Here is a 16,635-nt window from a genome sequence, read left to right as displayed (position 1 = left end):
GTCCTGTGCGGCGGCCGGTTCTAGGCCGCGCTTTCTTTGATGCCCAATCGGGCCATTTCTGCGGCGCCCCATTCCATCTGGCTCTTCAGCTCTTCGATGGCCTGTTGCAGTTCGTCGCGCTGGGCCTCCATCTCGGCGAGATGCTTGGCGGCCAGATCGTATGTCTTGGCCAGTTGCGCCCCGCCCTGATCGCCCATGTCATACATGTCGAGCAGTTGCCGGATCTCTTCGAGGCTGAAGCCGAACCGCTTGCCTCGCAGGATCAGCTTGAGCCGCGCCCGGTCGCGCTTGGTGAACAGCCGTTTCGTGCCCTGCCGGAGCGGAAACAGCAGCTCTTTCGATTCATAGAACCGCAAGGTGCGTGGCGTCACATCGTAGGTGTCACACATTTCGCGGATCGTCATGGTTGTTTCATTCGCCGTGTTGGTTGCCATTTTCCCTAGCCTCGTCATTCAAACGTCAGAGGGTCAGGTGCGTGGTTTGGAGCAACCTTACAAGCAAAGGTGACGTTAACGTAAATGTAACGCGGCGTCATTTTTCGGGTGACGAAAGGTCAGCAAAGGTAACGCAGGGGCAAGCGCAATTTAATGACCCCGCGATGCGGCAGGCCGGGGGGAGAAATTCAGCGATTTCCCCCATAATTCGGACGAATCCGGGGCGGGCTGAGGTTAGTCTAGGGTGACGGCCGTTTCGTCGCGCAGGCGCCTGAGCTCGTCCATCGTCTCGTCGAGTTGCTGCCGCTGTTCCTGCAATTCGGCCATCTGCCGGTCGGCCAGATCGATCCACTTGCGCATCTGCGCCTGTGTGCCTTCCTTTTCGTAGATCAGCAGCCACTGCCGGATGTCCTCAAGCGCAAAGCCAAACCGGCGACCGCGCAGAATCAGCGTCATCCGAGCCAGTTCGCGCGGCCCGTAGAACCGCGAGCGGCCTTCCTTTTCGGGTGTGAGCAACTCGATATACTCGTAATACCGCAACGTGCGCGGTGTGACGTCGAATTTGGCACACATCTCTTTGAATGACAGACGAGGCGTTTCAGACATCGGTATTCTCCCTACGGTTTACAGTTTAGTGCTCTGCCCGGGGTGGGGCAACTCATTGTCTGTGGATCTCTCGGCGTGGTGATGGCTCTTGCGCCGCCGGCGGCAGAGGGCCAAAACAGGGGCAACAAGGGGCGAACAATGCAAGACAGCAACGACGAGGCCATCAGGAAACGGCAGAAGGCGCTGGCGGAGGCGTTCATCCAGGTTTTGCCGCATTCGCAGGCACTTGGCATGAGGCTGCTGGATGTGGGTGGCGGCAGAGCGGTCATCGACATGCCCTATGCGGCCAAGCTGGTCGGCGATCCGGACACTGGGGTGATCCATGGCGGGGCGGTTTCGGCGCTGATGGACACCTGCGGCGGTGCGGCGGTGATGGCGCACTCCGCCGCGCCGTTGAGCACGGCCACGCTGGACCTGCGGATCGACTACATGCGTCCGGCGACGCCCGGCCAGACGATCACGGCGACGGCCGAATGCTATCACATGACCCGGAGCGTCGCCTTCGTTCGCGCGACGGCGACCGACGAAGACACGGACAGGCCGGTGGCCACCGCCACCGGAGCCTTTACCGTGGAGCCATCGTCATGAAGAGACCCGAGCCTGTTCAGGTGATCAAGCAACGGCGCGATGCGGCGTTGCAGGACCTCGTCGGCGGGGTGCCCTATATCCAGCTTCTGGGGATCGAGTTCGAGCGCCGCGGCGACGAGCTGACCGCGATCATGCCCTTTGCGGATCTACTGATCGGCAATCCCACGCTCCCCGCGCTCCACGGCGGCGCCACGGCGGCCTTTCTGGAGGTCGCGGCGATCATCGAGCTGGCGTGGGCGATGCGCTGGGAGGCAATGGAATCCGAGGGCCGCGATGCCGGCCCGATCCGATTGCCCAAGACGATTGATTTCACCGTGGACTATTTGCGCGCCGGATTGCCGCGCGATGCCTATGCCCGCGCACGGGTGAACCGGTCCGGGCGCCGCTATGCCTCGGTGCATGTCGAGGCCTGGCAGGACAACCGGTCCCGTCTGTTCGCGCAGGCCACCGGGCATTTCCTGATGCCGGCCAGCGATGGCTGAGACGGCGGCGGTGGCCGGTCCGATCACCCATCGCCGGATCCTCGCGATTGCCGTGCCGATCGTGCTGTCGAATGCGACGGTGCCGATCCTCGGGGCGGTGGACACCGGGGTGGTCGGGCAGCTGGGCGAGGCCGCACCCATCGGGGCGGTGGGGATCGGGGCGATCATCCTGACCGCTGTCTACTGGGTGTTCGGCTTTCTGCGCATGGGCACGACGGGGCTGACAAGTCAGGCGCTGGGCGCAGGCGACCGGGCCGAAGTCGCTGCTTTGCTGTCGCGCGTTCTGATGATCGGTTTCGGGGCCGGCGCCACATTGATCGCGTTGCAGGGCCTGCTCTTCTGGGGTGGCTTTCAGGTGTCGCCCGCCAGCGCGGAGGTCGAGGCACTGGCCCGCGACTATATGGCGATCCGGATCTGGTCGGCTCCGGCGGCGATCGCGCTCTACGGCATTACCGGCTGGCTGATCGCGCAAGAGCGGACGCGGGCGGTGCTCGTGTTGCAGGTCTGGATGAACGGGCTGAACGTCGGTCTGGATCTGTGGTTCGTGCTGGGCCTCGGGTGGGGCGTGCAGGGCGTGGCGGCAGCCACATTTCTGGCGGAATGGACTGGGCTCGGCCTAGGACTGTGGCTCTGCCGTGCGGCCTTCGCCGTTCCGGCGTGGCGCGATTGGGGGCAGGTGTTCGATATGCCGCAATTGCGGCGCATGGCCAGCGTCAACGGCGACATCCTGCTCAGATCGGTGCTGTTGCAGGCGATCTTCGTCAGCTTTCTGTTCTGGGGGGCGGGGCTGGGTGATGTGCAGCTCGCCGCCAATCAGGTGCTTTTGCAGTTCCTGAGCATCACCGCCTATGCGCTGGATGGCTTTGCCTTTGCCGCCGAGGCGATCGTGGGACAGGCGTTTGGTGCGCGCGCCCGGGCGGCGTTGCGGCGCGGGGCGGCGCTGGCAAGCCTTTGGGGCGGCATCGTCTGCATCGGTCTGGCGGTCGGGTTCGCGCTCTTTGGCGGGGCGTTGATCGACGTGATGACCACGGCCTCCGACGTGCGGGCCGCCGCGCGCGCCTATCTGGCATGGATGGTGCTTGCGCCGTTGGTGGGGGTGGTCCCGTGGATGCTGGACGGTATCTTCATCGGCGCGACCCGGACCCGTGACATGCGCAACATGATGGCGCTGTCGGCGCTGGGCTATTTCGTCGTCGCCTATCCGTTGATGGCCGGTTTCGGCAATCACGGGCTTTGGGCGGCGATGCTTCTGAGCTTTGCCCTGCGCGGGCTGACCCTTGCGCTGCGCTACCCGGCGTTGGAGCGGGCGGTGCTGGACTAGGGGGCGCTGCCCCCCGCCTGCGGCGTCCCCCGGAGTTTTTCGGCCAAGTTGAAGGTCAGAGCCATGGTGCCTTGTCGGTGCCGATTGCATCCTTGACGCAGGTATAGCCGTCCCGCGCGAGCAGCGCGTCGAGGCCGGTTGCGATGTCGCGGGCGAGGCTGATGCCGCCATAGACCAAGGCCGTGTAGAGCTGCACCGCGTGCGCACCGGCCCGGATTTTGGCATAGGCTTGCTCGGCGGTGCCGATCCCGCCGACGCCGATCAACGGGAGTGCCGTCAGCGTGGAGAGCTTTGCCAGAGTGCGCGTGGACTTTTCGAACAGGGGTTGGCCGGACAGGCCGCCCTTTTCGTCCTTGTGTGCACTTTTCAAACCATTCCGGTCGAGCGTGGTGTTGGTAGCGATGATCCCGGCGAGGTTGGCGCCGGTGGCAACCTCTGCGATGTCGGCCAAGTCCTGATCGGTGAGATCAGGGGCGATCTTGAGAAAGATCGGCAGCGGCTTGGCCAGATCGCCGTTCGCCTGCATCACGCCGTCCAGCAGGGCCGCGAGCGCGTCCTTGCCCTGCAGGTCGCGCAGTTTCTCGGTGTTCGGCGACGAGACGTTGACGGTGGCGAAATCGATCCGCGTCCCACAGTGCCGCAGCACTTTGGCGAAATCGGCGGCGCGGTCATCGCTGTCCTTGTTGGCCCCGAGGTTGAGGCCGACGATACTGCCCTCTGGCCGCTGTGCGAGGCGGGCAGAGATGGCCTCCATCCCGTCGTTGTTGAATCCGAAGCGATTGATCGCGGCCTTGTCCTCGGTCAGCCGGAACAGGCGCGGGCGGGGGTTGCCGGGTTGCGGGCGCGGGGTGGCGGCGCCCACCTCCAAGAAACCGAAGCCGGTTCTGGAAAGCGCATGCACCGCCGTCGCATTCTTGTCGAAGCCGGCGGCAAGGCCGATCGGATTGGGCAGGTCGAGGCCGCCGAAGGAACAGCGCAGCCGCGGTGAAGTGACCGGGCCGGCCCGGTCGGCCAGTCCGGAGTTAAGCGCGCGCAGCGCCAATCCGTGAGCCGCCTCCGGATCAATCCGGCGCAGCGCGGCAAGGCCGGCTTTTTCGAGGAGCTTCATGCCAGTTCGGGAAAGATGTGGCGCGTCCCGTCCCATGGCAGGACCTTGTCCCAGGTCACATCGGAGAGGCGCAACTCGCGGTAAAGATGCGGAAACAGGGCGCCACCGCGCGACGGCTCCCATTTCAGATCCGCCTCCAGCGGCGCGGCGTCGAGCCCGAGCAGCACGAGGCCCTCGACGCCTGAGAAGTATTTCTCGGCGGTCTCGGCGACCTGTTTGGCGGTCGAGAAATGCACGTAGCCGTCGGCAATGTCGATGGGGGCGCCGGCCGTCTGGCCGTTGGCCTGCAGCTCGGCCCATTCGGCGGGCAGGAAGAGTTTGTAAATCATCATGGCCGCTGTCTTGCCGGGGTGTCTGCGCGTGGTCAAGGACTGCTTTCGACAGCCGGCTGCTCATGCAGCGTTGGGGTCCGGCTATCGCACCGGCTCGACCGCGCCATTTTGGGCTGGCGTTCCATTTCATCGCTCGCCAGTATCTTGGAATGGCGCGGCCGCCGATCAGCCACTGTCAGAAGAACAGGGCAGATGGCGTCGCAAAAGTTTCACAGCGCGACGTTAGGGCAAGCCGAGAGGGGCTTTGACACGCGCTTCCATCCGGCCCAATCTAAGCCGCAGTCCAACCTAGGGGGTTCCTACATATGCTTTCCAGATTTTTCCTGTCATCCTGTGCGCTTGCGCTGTCGGCCAGCGGCGCGGCAGCGGACTATTCGCTGACGATTTTGCACACCAACGACTTTCACGCGCGCTTCGAGCCGATCAGCCGGTTCGACAGCGGATGCTCCGACGAAGACAACACCGCGGGCGAATGCTTTGGCGGCTCTGCCCGTCTGGTGACGGCCGTTGCCGAGGCCCGTGCGCGGTCGAACAACTCGATCCTCGTGGACGGCGGCGACCAGTTCCAAGGCACGCTGTTCTACACCTACTACAAAGGTGCCATGGCAGCCGAGTTCATGAACCTGATGGGCTATGATGCAATGACCGTGGGCAACCACGAATTCGACGACGGCCCCGAGGTTCTGCGTGGCTTCGTCGATTCGGTCGAATTCCCCGTGCTGATGTCGAATGCTGAATTTGCAGGCGAGCCGCTGCTTCATGAGGCAATCATGCCCTCGACCGTGATCGAGCGTGGCGGCGAGCGGATCGGCCTGATCGGCCTGACACCGGAAAACACCCACGAGCTTGCCTCGCCGGGCCCGAATGTCACCTTCTCCGATCCGGTGGCTGCAGTTCAGGCGCAAGTCGACGCCCTCGCCGCCGACGGCGTGAACAAGATCATCGTGCTCAGCCACTCTGGTCTGAACGTCGATATCCGGGTTGCCGAAGAGACCACCGGCGTTGACGTGATCGTCGGCGGCCACGACAACACCCTGCTGTCGAACACGATCGAAGACGCCGAAGGGCCTTATCCGATCATGGTCGGTGACACGGCAATCGTGCAGGCTTACGCCTACGGCAAATTCCTGGGCGAGTTGAACGTGACCTTCGACGACGACGGTGTCATCACCGAAGCCGTCGGCGAGCCGATCATCATGGATGCCAGCGTCACCGAAGACGAAGCCTCGGTTGCGCGGATCGACGAGTTGGCCGTGCCGCTCGACGAAATCCGCAACGAGGTGGTCGCTGAGGCTGCCGAGATGATCGTTGGGGATCGTGGTGTCTGCCGGGCCGAGGAATGCTCCGGTGGCAACCTGATCGCGGATGCGATGCTGGCCCGCGTGGCCGATCAGGGCATCCAGATCGGGTTCATGAACTCGGGCGGTATCCGCGCCAACATCGAAGCCGGCGAGATCACCAAGGGCGAAGTCCTCACGGTGCTGCCGTTCCAGAACACGCTGTCCACCTTCTTCGTCAGTGGTCAGACCATGCTGGATGCGCTCGAGAATGGCGTCAGCCAGCACGAAGACGGCTCTGGCCGGTTCCCGCAGGTGGCAGGCATGTCCTACACCTTCGATCTGAGCACGGAGCCGGGCAGCCGTGTCTCCGATGTTATGGTCGGCGGTGAGCCGATTGATCCGGCGGCGACCTACGGCGTCGTGTCCAACAACTTCGTGCGCAACGGCGGCGACGGCTACTCGATGTTCGTCGATGCTGAAAACGCTTACGACTTTGGCCCCGATCTGGCCGATGTGGTGATCGAATACCTGCAGGAGCAGGGCCCATATGCGCCCTACACCGATGGTCGCATCACCATGAAGTAAGACCCATAGATGCGCCGGTCAGAGATCGGTGCATCTTTGAAGGATCAAATTGTCGGTGGGGCTGGCCAAGGTCAGTCCCGCTTGCGTTTGAAGCAGCCGCACACGGAAATTCGGGATCGCGGTGCCCTCGGCGGCGCAATTGGCCAGAGCCACGCTCAGCCCAACGTCGCTGATCCCGGTCTCGGCCCGGCTGATGCTGGCGATATCGCAGGCGGTCTCTCCGATGGCCAGCCGGTCCGGCCACAGGTCGACGATCAGCTCCTGCCCGACACACAGGTTCGTCGGACCGTAAGAGCCGACATAGCTTGCGGCGTATTCCTCTGCCGGCGTCATCGGTGCGGCCGCGCAAGCCGCGAGGATCAGGGGAAGGGCGATTTGTGGACGCATGACAGGCTCCTCGTGACATTGGGTCGGGTTTCCGGCCAAGATAGCCGCATGTGCGGACGAATGGCTATAACCTTACCCCATGACGCGATGGCGCAGATGTTCGAGGCCACGCCCGCGAACGATCTGCCGCATGTGCCCAACTACAACGTCTGTCCGACGGTGCAGATCCATACCGTCACCAGCGCCGAGGGCGAGCGCCGCCTGCGCCCGATGCGTTGGGGCTTTCTGCCACATTGGTACAAGACCACGAGCGGCGGTCCGCTGCTCATCAACGCCCGCGCCGAGACAATCGCGGAAAAGCCCGCTTTTCGCGCCGCCGCCCGCGAGCGTCGGTGCCTGATCGTGGCGACCGGGTTCTACGAATGGACGGTGACACCCGACAAGGTGCGCCTGCCGTGGTATATCACCAGAGCCGACGGCACGCCGATGGCCTTTGCCGGTGTCTGGCAGGAGTGGGAACGCGACGGCGAAGCCCACACGAGTTGCGCGGTCGTGACCACCGGGGCCAATGCCCAGATGAGCCAGATCCACCACCGGATGCCGGTGATCCTCGACCCCGCCGACTGGCCGCTTTGGCTGGGCGAAGCGGGCAAGGGCGCGGCGACTTTGATGCAGGCCGCCCCCGAGGGTGCCGTGCGGTTTCACCGGGTCAGCCGTGCGGTCAATTCCAATCGCGCCAGCGGGCCGGAGTTGATCGAGCCGCTGATCGACGACGAAGACTGAAATCATTTGGCCGCCGGGGCGATCTGGCCGATAGTCGCGTCCACTGATCTGGGGGAGGGTCCGATGCGGCTACATGGCTATTGGCGGTCGAATGCGACCTATCGGGTGCGGGTGGCCCTGCTGCTCAAGGGCATCGCGTTCGAAGAGATCGAGTACGATCTGCTCAAGGGGCATCAATTCGACGCCGCCTTCCTGGCGCTCAATCCGAATGCCGCCGTGCCCGCGCTCGAGGTCGAGGGGCGGGTGATCACCCAATCCTATGCGATACTGGACTATCTCGACACGTTGCCCGGTGGGCCCGCGCTTCTGCCCTCCGATCCGTTTGACCGGGCCGAGGCGATTGCCTTGGCGATGGGCACGATTGCCGACGCCCACCCGCTGATCGTGCCGCGGATCCGCAAGCGACTGGCCGAGCATCACGGGGCGGACGAGGCGGCGGTCAAAGGCTGGGCGCGGCATTGGTTGACGGAAGGGGCCGCAGCCTACGAGGCGCGGCTGTCGCGCCGCAAGCCGGACCCCTACCTGTTCGGAGACACCGTCGGGCTGGCGGATATCGCACTGGCCAGCCACGTCGTTGCGGGAGGCCCGTTTGACGTGGACCTGAGCCCGTTCCCGATCCTTTCGGGATATGTCGAGCGGTTGCTTGCGCTGCCCGCCTTTGCCGAGGCGCACCCGTTCCGTCGCAAGGAGATCGTCGAGGCGGGCTAACCCGACTCGCATGCCTGATAAATGGGCGGCCGAAGCCGCCGCGCAAACCTGAAGAACGGGGCGGGCGGACCCGCCCCGCAATGCGGACTTAGCCGACCTTGACGACCATCTTGCCGAAGTTCTTCCCGATCAGCAGATCGTTCAGCGCGGCCGGGGCGGCCTCGAGCCCCTCGACCACCTGTTCGGTGTATTGCACCCGGCCTTCTGCCAGCCATCCGGCCATCTCCTTGGCGAACTCCTTGTAGACCTCGGGGCCAAAGCTGTCGAAGATGATGAACCCTTCGACCTTGACCTTCATCCGCAGGATCGTGCCCATGAGGACCGGCCCCATGTCGGGGCCATCGGGCAGGCCGGTCAGGTTGTACCACGACGCAGTACCGCAGACGGGCATCCGGGCGAATGGGTTCAGCAGGGGGAGAACGCCGTAGAGCACCTTGCCGCCGACATTCTCGAAATAGACGTCGATGCCGTCCGGGCAGGCGGCGGCGAGCTGTTCCGCGAAATCGTCGGCCTTGTGGTCGATACAGGCGTCAAAGCCGAGGACGTCGACGACATGGGCGCATTTCTCAGGGCCGCCGGCCACGCCGACCACGCGACAGCCCTTGATCTTGGCGATCTGGCCGACGGTGGCCCCCACCGGACCCGACGCCGCAGCGACGACGACGGTCTCGCCCGGCTTCGGCTCACCGATCTTGAGAAGGCCGGCATAGGCGGTGTAGCCGGGCATCCCCAGAATACCCAGGGCCCATGACGGATGATCGGGGTTTTGGCCCAGGTTCATCACACCCTTGCCGTCGGAAACGGCATAGTCCTGCCAGCCGCTGCCGGACAGGACGTGATCGCCCTTGGCAAAGCCCTCGCAATTCGAGGCGACCACCTCAGCGACGACCTGCCCGGTCATCACACCGCCGATGGCGACGGGTTCGGCATAGGACTTGGCGGCGCTCATCCGGCCCCGCATGTAGGGATCGAGCGACAGATACACGGTGCGGAGAAGCATCTCGCCCGGACCCGGCGTCGGGATGGCGGCTGTCTCGATCCGCAGGGTGTCGTCGTTCGGCAGGCCCACGGGCCGCTCGGCAAGGACGACGCGGCGATTGATGGTTGCACTCTGTGACATGGAAGGCTCCTTTTAGGTCAGGGACTTGATCTAACAACGGCATGGGGGGCAAACAACGGCAAAGCCCCCTGCTTTCCGCCACGTGAAACAGCCTGCCTGTCAGGGCGTGTGTTTGGCGCAAGAACGCACCCAGAAAGGCCGCAGCGACCGCGGCCAAGCCGGACCGACGCGCCTCCTCGCCCGATCGCCGGGGCCGGGAGCCCCTTGTCGCCTATGCCTTTGGAAAAGCCACGGCCGGGGCAATCCTGCCCTCGCACGTGCCAAACCCGATCTGATATCCGTCGCCCTTGGCCGCACCATGCAGCACCAGCGTGTCGCCATCCTCGATGAAGGTGCGGGTCTCGCCGGTGTCGAGGGTCAGCGGTTCCTTGCCGCCCCATGACAGCTCCAGCAGGCTGCCGCGACTGTCCTTGTCGGGGCCGGAGATCGTGCCCGACCCGAGCAGATCGCCCACGTTCATCGCACAGCCCGACGAGGCGTGGTGCGCCAGCTGCTGCGCGGTGGAGTAATACATCTCGCGGTAGTTGGTGCGGCAGATGGTGCTGGCGGTTGGTGCGCCGTCCGGCTGCATGGTCACCGACAAGTCGATGTCATAGAGCATCGGACCGGGCTCTTGCAGATAGTCGAGCAGCGGCACCTCGCGGGGCGGCGTGTCGCAGCGGAACGGCTCGAGGGCCGCGGCGGTCACGATCCAAGGGCTGATCGACGTGGCAAAGGCCTTCGCCTGAAACGGGCCCAGCGGCTGGTATTCCCACGCTTGAATGTCGCGGGCGGACCAATCGTTGAGCAGGACGTAACCAAAGATCATCGCATCTGCCTCTGCCACCGAAATCGGCTGGCCAAGCGCGGTCGATCCTCCGACGATGGCGCCCAGTTCCAACTCGATATCCAGCCGGCGGCAGGGGCCAAATCGCGGGGCGTCGGCATCGGGGGCCTTGAGCTGACCGTTGGGGCGGATGATCTCCGTTCCCGACACCACGACGGACGAGGCGCGGCCATTATACCCGATCGGGATATGCAGCCAGTTCGGCGGCAGGGCGTTGTCGGCTCCCCGGAACATGGTGCCGACGTTGGTGGCATGATGCCGACCGGCGTAGAAATCGGTGTATTCGGACACCGCGAAGGGCATGTGCAGCGTGACCTCAGACAGCGGCGCCAGATGGGCGGCCAGCCAAGCCTGATCGGAACTGCCCTCGGCCAGTGCCTCCGTCAGCCGTGCGCGCAGCTTGGCCCAGAACGCCGGGCCAAGGTCCATGACGTCGTTCCAATAGGGCTGCTCAAAGACATCCTCCACCTCCATCGCCATCAAACCAGCACTCTGCGCGCTGGCCAGATCGAGGATCATGTCACCAATCGCCACACCGCAGCGGGGCTCTTCATCGCCGACCGAAAAGACCCCGTAGGGCAGATTGTTCAGCGGAAACGGAGTTTCGGCAGAATTGGCGCTGGCAACCCAGCTTGGCATCAGTGGCATGTCTTGGCTCGCTTCTCGTCTTTGATGTCAGGAACTGCGTCGTCGGGTTCGGCGTCGTCAGGATCGGCTGCGATTTCGTCCCACTCGTCCCATGGCGACTGGCTGAGCAAGACATAGAGGACAACGCCGGCGACCAGCAGGACCGCCATGCCAACCGCCAGCGCCGTGAGAAGGGTGTCGGTCACTTCTTGCCCGGCGTGCCGTCGAACTTCTTTTCGAGATCGGTCCAGCAGTCGATGTAATCGTCCTGCAAAGGGGCCTCCTTTGCGGCAAAGGCCGTTAGATGCTGCGGAAACCGGGTCTCGAACATGAAGGACATGGTGTCCTCCAGCTTCTCCGCGCTCAGATCGGCATTGGACGCGCCCTCGAAGGCGGTCTTGTCGGGTCCGTGGGGGAGCATCATGTTGTGCAGCGACATGCCGCCGGGGACGAAGCCCTTGGGCTTGGCGTCGTAGATGCCGTAGATATTGCCCATCAATTCGGACATGACATTCTTGTGGTACCACGGCGGGCGGAAGGTATCCTCGGCCACCATCCAGCGATCGCGGAACAGCACGAAATCAATATTCGCTGTGCCTTCGACCCCTGACGGCGCGGTCAAAACTGTGAAAATCGACGGATCCGGGTGATCGAACAGGATCGATCCGACCGGGCAATAGGTGCGCAGGTCGTATTTCACCGGGGCGTAGTTGCCGTGCCAAGCGACCACGTCCAGCGGGCTGTGCCCGATCTTTGTCTCGTGAAACTGGCCCGCCCATTTCACAGTGACGGTCGACGGCGCATCGCGATCCTCGAATGCGGCAACGGGCGTCTTGAAATCGCGGCGGTTGGCCATGCAATTGGCCCCGATCGGGCCGCGTCCGGGCAGGTCGAACTTCTGGCCGTAGTTCTCGCAGACAAAGCCGCGGGCAGGGCCGTCCAGCACCTCGACGCGGTAGACCAAGCCGCGGGGGATGATGGCGATTTCCTGCGGCTCCAGATCAATGACGCCGAGCTCGGTGGCAAAGCGCAAGCGGCCCTCTTGCGGGACGATCAGCAACTCGCTGTCGGCGGAAAAGAAATAGGCATCCTGCATCGACGCGGTCACCAGATAGATATGGCTCGCCATGCCCACCTGCGTGTTCACGTCGCCCGCCGTGGTCATGGTGCGCATGCCGGTCAGCCAGGTCAGCGGCTCGTCGGCGTGGGGCACCGGGTCCCAGCGATATTGGCCAAGGCTGATGACGTCGGGGTCGATATGCGGCGCGCTCTTCCAATAGGGCAGGTCGATCTTGGCAAATCGGTGCGTGTGCTTGACCGAGGGGCGGATGCGATAGCACCAGGTCCGCTCGTTCTGGTGGCTGGGGGCGGTAAAGGCCGTGCCGCTCAATTGTTCGCCGTAGAGGCCATAGTTGCACTTTTGCGGGCTGTTCATGCCCTGCGGCAAAGCACCGGGCAGCGCCTCGGTTTCGAAATCATTGCCGAAGCCGGGCATATAGCCCTGATGGGGTCCGACCGGGCTGGCGGCAGTGGTCAGGCTGTGTGGTTTGGCTTGAGTGTTCATGAGGTGCCTCCGAAAGTTGCCCCGAGGTAGTAGTTGAAAATGTAACTAACAAGGCGCTATTCAGCCATATGTCTGATTTTGACCTCCGCGATTTCCTGCCCTACGTGCTGAACATGGCCGCCGAGCAGTCGAGCATAGAGTTTCAAAAGCTCTACAAGGACCGCTACGGGATGCTGCGGACGGAATGGCGGGTGCTGTTCCATCTGGGCCGCTATGGCACGCTCACCGCCAAGGAGATCTGCGACCGGGCCAACATGCACAAGACCAAGGTCAGCCGGGCCGTGGCGCGGCTTGAATCCCGGCGGTTCATCGCCCGGCAGGAGGTGGAGGAAGACCGCCGCCACGAGCGCCTCGACCTCACAAAGGCGGGGCAGGCGGCATACGCCGACCTCTCCGCTGCCGCCCAAGCCTTTGACGCGAAACTGGCCGCTCAGTTTTCGCCCGAGGAGGAGGCCATCCTGCGCCGCTGTCTCACCCGGCTTGCCGCATTGCCCAAGGTCTAGCCCAAGGCCGCCAATCGGACCGCCTGCCGTGCGGCCAAACGGTCGACTTCGGCCATGCCTGCCGCATTGAGCGCCGCGCCGGGCTTGCGCAGGGTGGGGTGGGCAATCGCGCCACGCTTGGCCAGCGTATATTTGCGAATGGCCAGTCCCAGCCCCGGCTGCCCCTCATAACGGGCCATCGGCAGATAGGCGTCAAAGATGTCCTGCGCCCGGTCGGCCCCGCCGCCCTCGATGGCGGCAATCACCTGCGCCATCATCTCGGGATAGGCAAATCCGGTCATCGCCCCGTCTGCGCCGCGGGCCATTTCTTCGGGCAGGAACAGCCCGCCATTGCCGCAAAGGATCGATATGCGTCGCGCCCCGGCCTCAGACGCCGCGCGCAGGGCGCTGATCTTGTCCAGCCCCGGCCAATCCTCGTGCTTGAGCATGACGCAGGTCGGGCAATCGGCCACGATCTGGGCGATAACGGACGTGGGGATCTGGACGCCCGTCGCCAGCGGAAAATCCTGCAACACCCACGGGATCTCGCCCAAAGCCTCGACCACGCTGTGATAATAGCTCACGATCTGGCCATCGCTGCGCAACGTATGCGGCGGGGCGACCATGACGCCCGCGGCCCCGGCCTGCATCGCCTCGACGGCGAGGGCCTGCATCGGAGCCAGCCCGGCGGCGCTGACACCGACCACGACGGGGATGGTCACGCGGGCGGTCACGCGGCGGATCACCGCGAGGGATTCGCCCGCCGACAACTTGCCGGCCTCGCCCATCATGCCAAGGATGGTCAGGCCGGTCGCGCCCTGTTCGAGGTAGAAATCGGTGACCCGGTCGACGCTGTCCAGATCCAGCGATCCGTCGGGCAGGAACGGTGTGACGGCGATGGTAAAGACGCCCTTTGCGCTCTCGTCCAGCATGTTATCCCCTCGATACGTGGTGGCTCTGGCCGAGCGTGATCTGGCCAATCGCCATCGCAGCGGCGGCCTGACAGGGCTCGACGACCGGCAGTCCGGTTTCGGCCTCCAGCACGGCGCGATACTGCGCCATGCCCGCACAGCCCATGATCAACACATCGGCCCCGTCCTCATCGCGCAGGCGCTTGGCGGTCGCGATCATCGCCGCAAGGCTGCGGTCGGCGTCGGCCAAGTCTGCGACGCCAAGCCCCAGGGACCGGTCCCCTGCCAAACGGTCGAGGACGCCCATCGCCCCAAAGGCGCGCAGGTGGCGCGGGATTGATGCGGGCAGAATGGCGATGACGCCGAAGCGATGGCCAAGGGTCAGTGCGGTCATCACGGCGGCTTCCTGAATGCCCTGAACCGGCAGGGTGGTCCGGCTGCGCAGGGCGTAAAGACCGGGATCGCCGAAACAGGCGATGACGAAACCGCTCGCGTCGGTCTGTGCAGCGGCTAGGCGTAGCATCGGGGCAATCGTCAGGTCCGCCTGGGCCTGATCCTCGATCCCCGGCGGGCCCTCGGCCAATGTGAGGCAGCGGATGGGCACGCCCAATGGGCGCAGCGGGGAAAGCGCCGCGTCGATCCCGTCGGTGACGGTCTGGCTGGAGTTGGGATTGATCACGATCAGGGTCATGCGCCGGGCCTCAACGGGGTTTGGATTTCAATCTGGTAGCCCTCGGGATCGGCAAAGACGAAGGCCCGAATGCCGAGCGCCTCGTTGACGAACAGCTTCGACAGACCGGGCAGCGCGATCTCCTGGGCATAGGCATACCATGCCTCGACATCCGGCACCCGAAGGCAGACCTGCACGCATTTCTCGGCCTGCCACCGGTTCATGCCGCGGGTCTCGTCGACGAGGCCGATGTGGGCGCCCGGACAAATCGCCATGATCTTGGCCCAGCCTTGGTCGATCGCCAGCGTCAGGCCGAGGATGTCTTCGTAGAACCGCTGCGCCGCGGCCAGGTCCTTGTAATAGAGAAAGGTGATCGCCAGTTCGGGCGTCTGCTGCGGTCGCGGCATTAGACCACCCCCAAGACGAGGGCGGCTTCCGGGGCCGGGTTGGTGGCGGGCGTGTCGCCCAAGGCGGGCCGGTCGAGCCCTTGGCCCGCCCCCGGATCGCCCCGAAACAGCCCGTCCTCGACGATCACCTGACCGCGCAGGATCACCGTGCCGGGGCGGGCGCGGACGGTGCGGCCTTCCCACGGGTTGTAGCCTACGTTGTCGTGCAGATCGTCCGGGCCATAGGTCAGCGGCGTCTCGTCCCAGATCACCAGATCGGCGTCCATCCCTTCGGCGATGCGGCCCTTGCGAGACAGGCCGTAAAGCTCCGCCGCCGCGGCGGAGGTCACGCGGGCAAAGGCCTCTGGCCCCGCACCGTCCGGCCCCATCATCGCGTCATAGAGCAGCGGCAGACGTGTCTCCAGACCCGGCAGGCCGTTGGCGATCTGGTGAAACCCGGCCTCCGGGCCCGCCGACAGCTTGCCGCTGGCATCCATCCGGTAGGGGGCGTGGTCCGACGACACCAGCGCCAGAGTGCCGTCGGCCAATCCGTCCCACAGGGCCGCTTGATCGGCTTCGGTTCTCTGCGGCGGCGAGCACATCCACTTGGCCCCCTCGAGGCCGGGCGCGGCGAGAACTTCGGCGGTCTGGAACAGGTAATGCGGACAGGTCTCGGCCCAGACCGGTACTCCGCGCGCCTTCGCGGCGCGCACCGCAGCCACGCCCTCGGCTGTGGAGATATGGAATAGCATCACCGGCTGGCCAAGGAACTCGGCAAAGCGGCACATCCGCTCGACAGCCTCGATCTCTGCCATGCGAGGATGCGAGACCGCGTGAAACGGCGGGGCGGTCATGCCTTGGGCCACCAGCCGGTCGCGTGTCCAGCCGATCAGCCCGTCGTTCTCGGCATGGACGCAAACCAAGCCCCCGGCGGCACGGGCAGCGGCCATGATCTCGAGGATCTCGCGGTCGGGCAGCTGGATGTTGTAGGTTGTGAAGACCTTGATCGACCGGTGGCCCTGTCCGATCAACGCCGCAAGATCGGTCAGCACAGCCGGCGCCGCCATATCCGTCACAGTGATATGGAAGGCATGATCGATCATCGCGCCCTGCGCCGCGCGGGCGGCATAGGCTGAGACCGTGTCCGTCAGCCGCTCCCCCTTGGCCTGCGCGGCAAACGAGATCACGGAAGTCGCGCCGCCCATCGCGGCAGAGCGGGTGGCGGTCTCGAATGTGTCGGCGTTCATCACGCCCATGCCAGACATCTGTTCAATATGGGCATGTGGGTCGACCCCGCCGGGCATGACATAGCGGCCGTCCGCGTCGATCACGCGGGCCGCGGTGCCAGCCGCATCCATGGCCGCAATCCGGCCATCGCGCAGACCCAGATCGGACTGCACGACACCCTGCGGCGTGACGACCCGGCCGCCCCGGATCAGCATATCGAATGTCTCTGCCATAGGTCCTCCTTCGAGCGGTATCCTGAGCCTTGGCG

Annotated in this window: 20 protein-coding genes; 7 read left to right on the top strand and 13 right to left on the bottom strand. The window is 64.8% G+C overall.

Annotated elements, in window-relative coordinates; all coding sequences use genetic code 11:
* Positions 1-20 precede the first annotated feature (20 nt).
* Both LOM8899_RS20415 and LOM8899_RS20410 read right to left on the bottom strand, forming a co-directional pair.
* Positions 21-404 carry a MerR family transcriptional regulator gene (locus LOM8899_RS20415; RefSeq protein ID WP_093994119.1) on the bottom strand — a complete coding sequence of 128 codons (384 nt, stop codon included), beginning with the start codon at positions 402-404 and terminating at the stop codon, positions 21-23.
* A gap of 264 nt (positions 405-668) precedes the next feature.
* Positions 669-1,040: a MerR family transcriptional regulator gene (locus tag LOM8899_RS20410; protein WP_093994100.1), complete on the bottom strand. Its 372-nt coding sequence runs from the start codon at positions 1,038-1,040 to the stop codon at positions 669-671.
* Between the two features lie 138 nt (positions 1,041-1,178).
* Between LOM8899_RS20410 and LOM8899_RS20405 the strand changes: the two genes are divergently transcribed.
* Genes LOM8899_RS20405 through LOM8899_RS20395 form a run of 3 tightly spaced genes read left to right on the top strand, consistent with a single transcriptional unit; the run spans position 1,179 to position 3,431 of the window.
* Positions 1,179-1,628: a PaaI family thioesterase gene (locus LOM8899_RS20405; RefSeq protein WP_093994117.1), complete on the top strand. Its 450-nt coding sequence runs from the start codon at positions 1,179-1,181 to the stop codon at positions 1,626-1,628.
* The gene (locus LOM8899_RS20400) at positions 1,625-2,110 is read left to right on the top strand and encodes a PaaI family thioesterase (protein WP_093994099.1); all 486 of its coding nucleotides are present in this window, start codon (positions 1,625-1,627) and stop codon (positions 2,108-2,110) included. The genes LOM8899_RS20405 and LOM8899_RS20400 overlap by 4 nt, the downstream gene beginning before the upstream one ends.
* Positions 2,103-3,431: an MATE family efflux transporter gene (locus LOM8899_RS20395; protein WP_211096238.1), complete on the top strand. Its 1,329-nt coding sequence runs from the start codon at positions 2,103-2,105 to the stop codon at positions 3,429-3,431. The genes LOM8899_RS20400 and LOM8899_RS20395 overlap by 8 nt, the downstream gene beginning before the upstream one ends.
* A 55-nt stretch (positions 3,432-3,486) precedes the next feature.
* Here the strand turns inward: LOM8899_RS20395 and LOM8899_RS20390 are convergent, their stop codons facing one another.
* Positions 3,487-4,539 carry a quinone-dependent dihydroorotate dehydrogenase gene (locus tag LOM8899_RS20390; RefSeq protein WP_093994098.1) on the bottom strand — a complete coding sequence of 351 codons (1,053 nt, stop codon included), beginning with the start codon at positions 4,537-4,539 and terminating at the stop codon, positions 3,487-3,489.
* Positions 4,536-4,871 (bottom strand): DUF952 domain-containing protein, encoded by a 336-nt coding sequence (locus LOM8899_RS20385; RefSeq protein ID WP_093994097.1) that lies wholly within the window; start codon positions 4,869-4,871, stop codon positions 4,536-4,538. Before LOM8899_RS20385 ends, LOM8899_RS20390 begins: the two co-directional genes overlap by 4 nt.
* A 305-nt stretch (positions 4,872-5,176) precedes the next feature.
* Between LOM8899_RS20385 and LOM8899_RS20380 the strand changes: the two genes are divergently transcribed.
* The gene (locus LOM8899_RS20380) at positions 5,177-6,736 is read left to right on the top strand and encodes a bifunctional metallophosphatase/5'-nucleotidase (RefSeq protein WP_093994096.1); all 1,560 of its coding nucleotides are present in this window, start codon (positions 5,177-5,179) and stop codon (positions 6,734-6,736) included.
* Positions 6,737-6,754: 18 nt separating this feature from the next.
* Here LOM8899_RS20380 and LOM8899_RS20375 read toward each other — a convergent pair whose 3' ends face one another.
* A complete protein-coding gene (locus LOM8899_RS20375; protein WP_093994095.1) occupies positions 6,755-7,123 on the bottom strand; it encodes a hypothetical protein in 369 nt (122 codons plus the stop codon).
* 48 nt (positions 7,124-7,171) lie between these two features.
* On the opposite strand from LOM8899_RS20375, the gene LOM8899_RS20370 reads away from it, so the two are divergent.
* Positions 7,172-7,846, top strand: a complete 675-nt coding sequence (locus tag LOM8899_RS20370) for an SOS response-associated peptidase (RefSeq protein WP_093994094.1) — start codon at positions 7,172-7,174, stop codon at positions 7,844-7,846.
* A 63-nt stretch (positions 7,847-7,909) separates the two neighbouring features.
* Positions 7,910-8,554, top strand: a complete 645-nt coding sequence (maiA, locus tag LOM8899_RS20365; protein ID WP_133065081.1) for a maleylacetoacetate isomerase — start codon at positions 7,910-7,912, stop codon at positions 8,552-8,554.
* 88 nt (positions 8,555-8,642) lie between these two features.
* On the opposite strand, the gene curA is transcribed toward maiA, so the two are convergent.
* The 4 genes from curA to hmgA all read right to left on the bottom strand — a co-directional run bounded on the left by curA (position 8,643) and on the right by hmgA (position 12,691).
* Positions 8,643-9,674, bottom strand: coding sequence for an NADPH-dependent curcumin/dihydrocurcumin reductase (gene curA / locus LOM8899_RS20360; RefSeq protein ID WP_093994092.1), 1,032 nt, complete (start codon positions 9,672-9,674; stop codon positions 8,643-8,645).
* 211 nt (positions 9,675-9,885) lie between these two features.
* Positions 9,886-11,148, bottom strand: coding sequence for a fumarylacetoacetase (gene fahA / locus LOM8899_RS20355; RefSeq protein ID WP_093994091.1), 1,263 nt, complete (start codon positions 11,146-11,148; stop codon positions 9,886-9,888).
* The gene (locus tag LOM8899_RS20350) at positions 11,139-11,333 is read right to left on the bottom strand and encodes a hypothetical protein (RefSeq protein WP_093994090.1); all 195 of its coding nucleotides are present in this window, start codon (positions 11,331-11,333) and stop codon (positions 11,139-11,141) included. Before LOM8899_RS20350 ends, fahA begins: the two co-directional genes overlap by 10 nt.
* Positions 11,330-12,691 carry a homogentisate 1,2-dioxygenase gene (hmgA, locus tag LOM8899_RS20345; protein ID WP_093994089.1) on the bottom strand — a complete coding sequence of 454 codons (1,362 nt, stop codon included), beginning with the start codon at positions 12,689-12,691 and terminating at the stop codon, positions 11,330-11,332. Before hmgA ends, LOM8899_RS20350 begins: the two co-directional genes overlap by 4 nt.
* Positions 12,692-12,759: 68 nt before the next feature.
* Here hmgA and LOM8899_RS20340 point away from each other — a divergent pair, with 68 nt between their 5' ends.
* On the top strand, positions 12,760-13,194 hold the full coding sequence (locus LOM8899_RS20340) for a MarR family winged helix-turn-helix transcriptional regulator (protein ID WP_093994088.1): 435 nt from the start codon (positions 12,760-12,762) through the stop codon (positions 13,192-13,194).
* Here the strand turns inward: LOM8899_RS20340 and LOM8899_RS20335 are convergent.
* From LOM8899_RS20335 to hydA, 4 genes are read right to left on the bottom strand one after another with little or no spacing between them, the layout of a single operon-like run.
* Entirely contained in the window at positions 13,191-14,105 is a 915-nt protein-coding gene (locus LOM8899_RS20335) for a dihydrodipicolinate synthase family protein (RefSeq protein WP_093994087.1), read from the bottom strand. The two genes, LOM8899_RS20340 and LOM8899_RS20335, sit on opposite strands and share 4 nt — an antisense overlap.
* Position 14,106: 1 nt before the next feature.
* Positions 14,107-14,775, bottom strand: a complete 669-nt coding sequence (locus tag LOM8899_RS20330) for an aspartate/glutamate racemase family protein (protein ID WP_093994086.1) — start codon at positions 14,773-14,775, stop codon at positions 14,107-14,109.
* Entirely contained in the window at positions 14,772-15,161 is a 390-nt protein-coding gene (locus LOM8899_RS20325) for a VOC family protein (protein WP_093994085.1), read from the bottom strand. The genes LOM8899_RS20330 and LOM8899_RS20325 overlap by 4 nt, the downstream gene beginning before the upstream one ends.
* Entirely contained in the window at positions 15,161-16,600 is a 1,440-nt protein-coding gene (gene hydA / locus LOM8899_RS20320) for a dihydropyrimidinase (protein ID WP_093994084.1), read from the bottom strand. The genes LOM8899_RS20325 and hydA overlap by 1 nt, the downstream gene beginning before the upstream one ends.
* Positions 16,601-16,635: the final 35 nt, after the last annotated feature.

It is taken from the genome of Flavimaricola marinus, from assembly GCF_900184895.1.
In the GTDB taxonomy this organism is placed as follows: Bacteria; Pseudomonadota; Alphaproteobacteria; order Rhodobacterales; family Rhodobacteraceae; genus Flavimaricola; species Flavimaricola marinus.
This window is presented reverse-complemented; position numbering and strand designations above follow the sequence as displayed.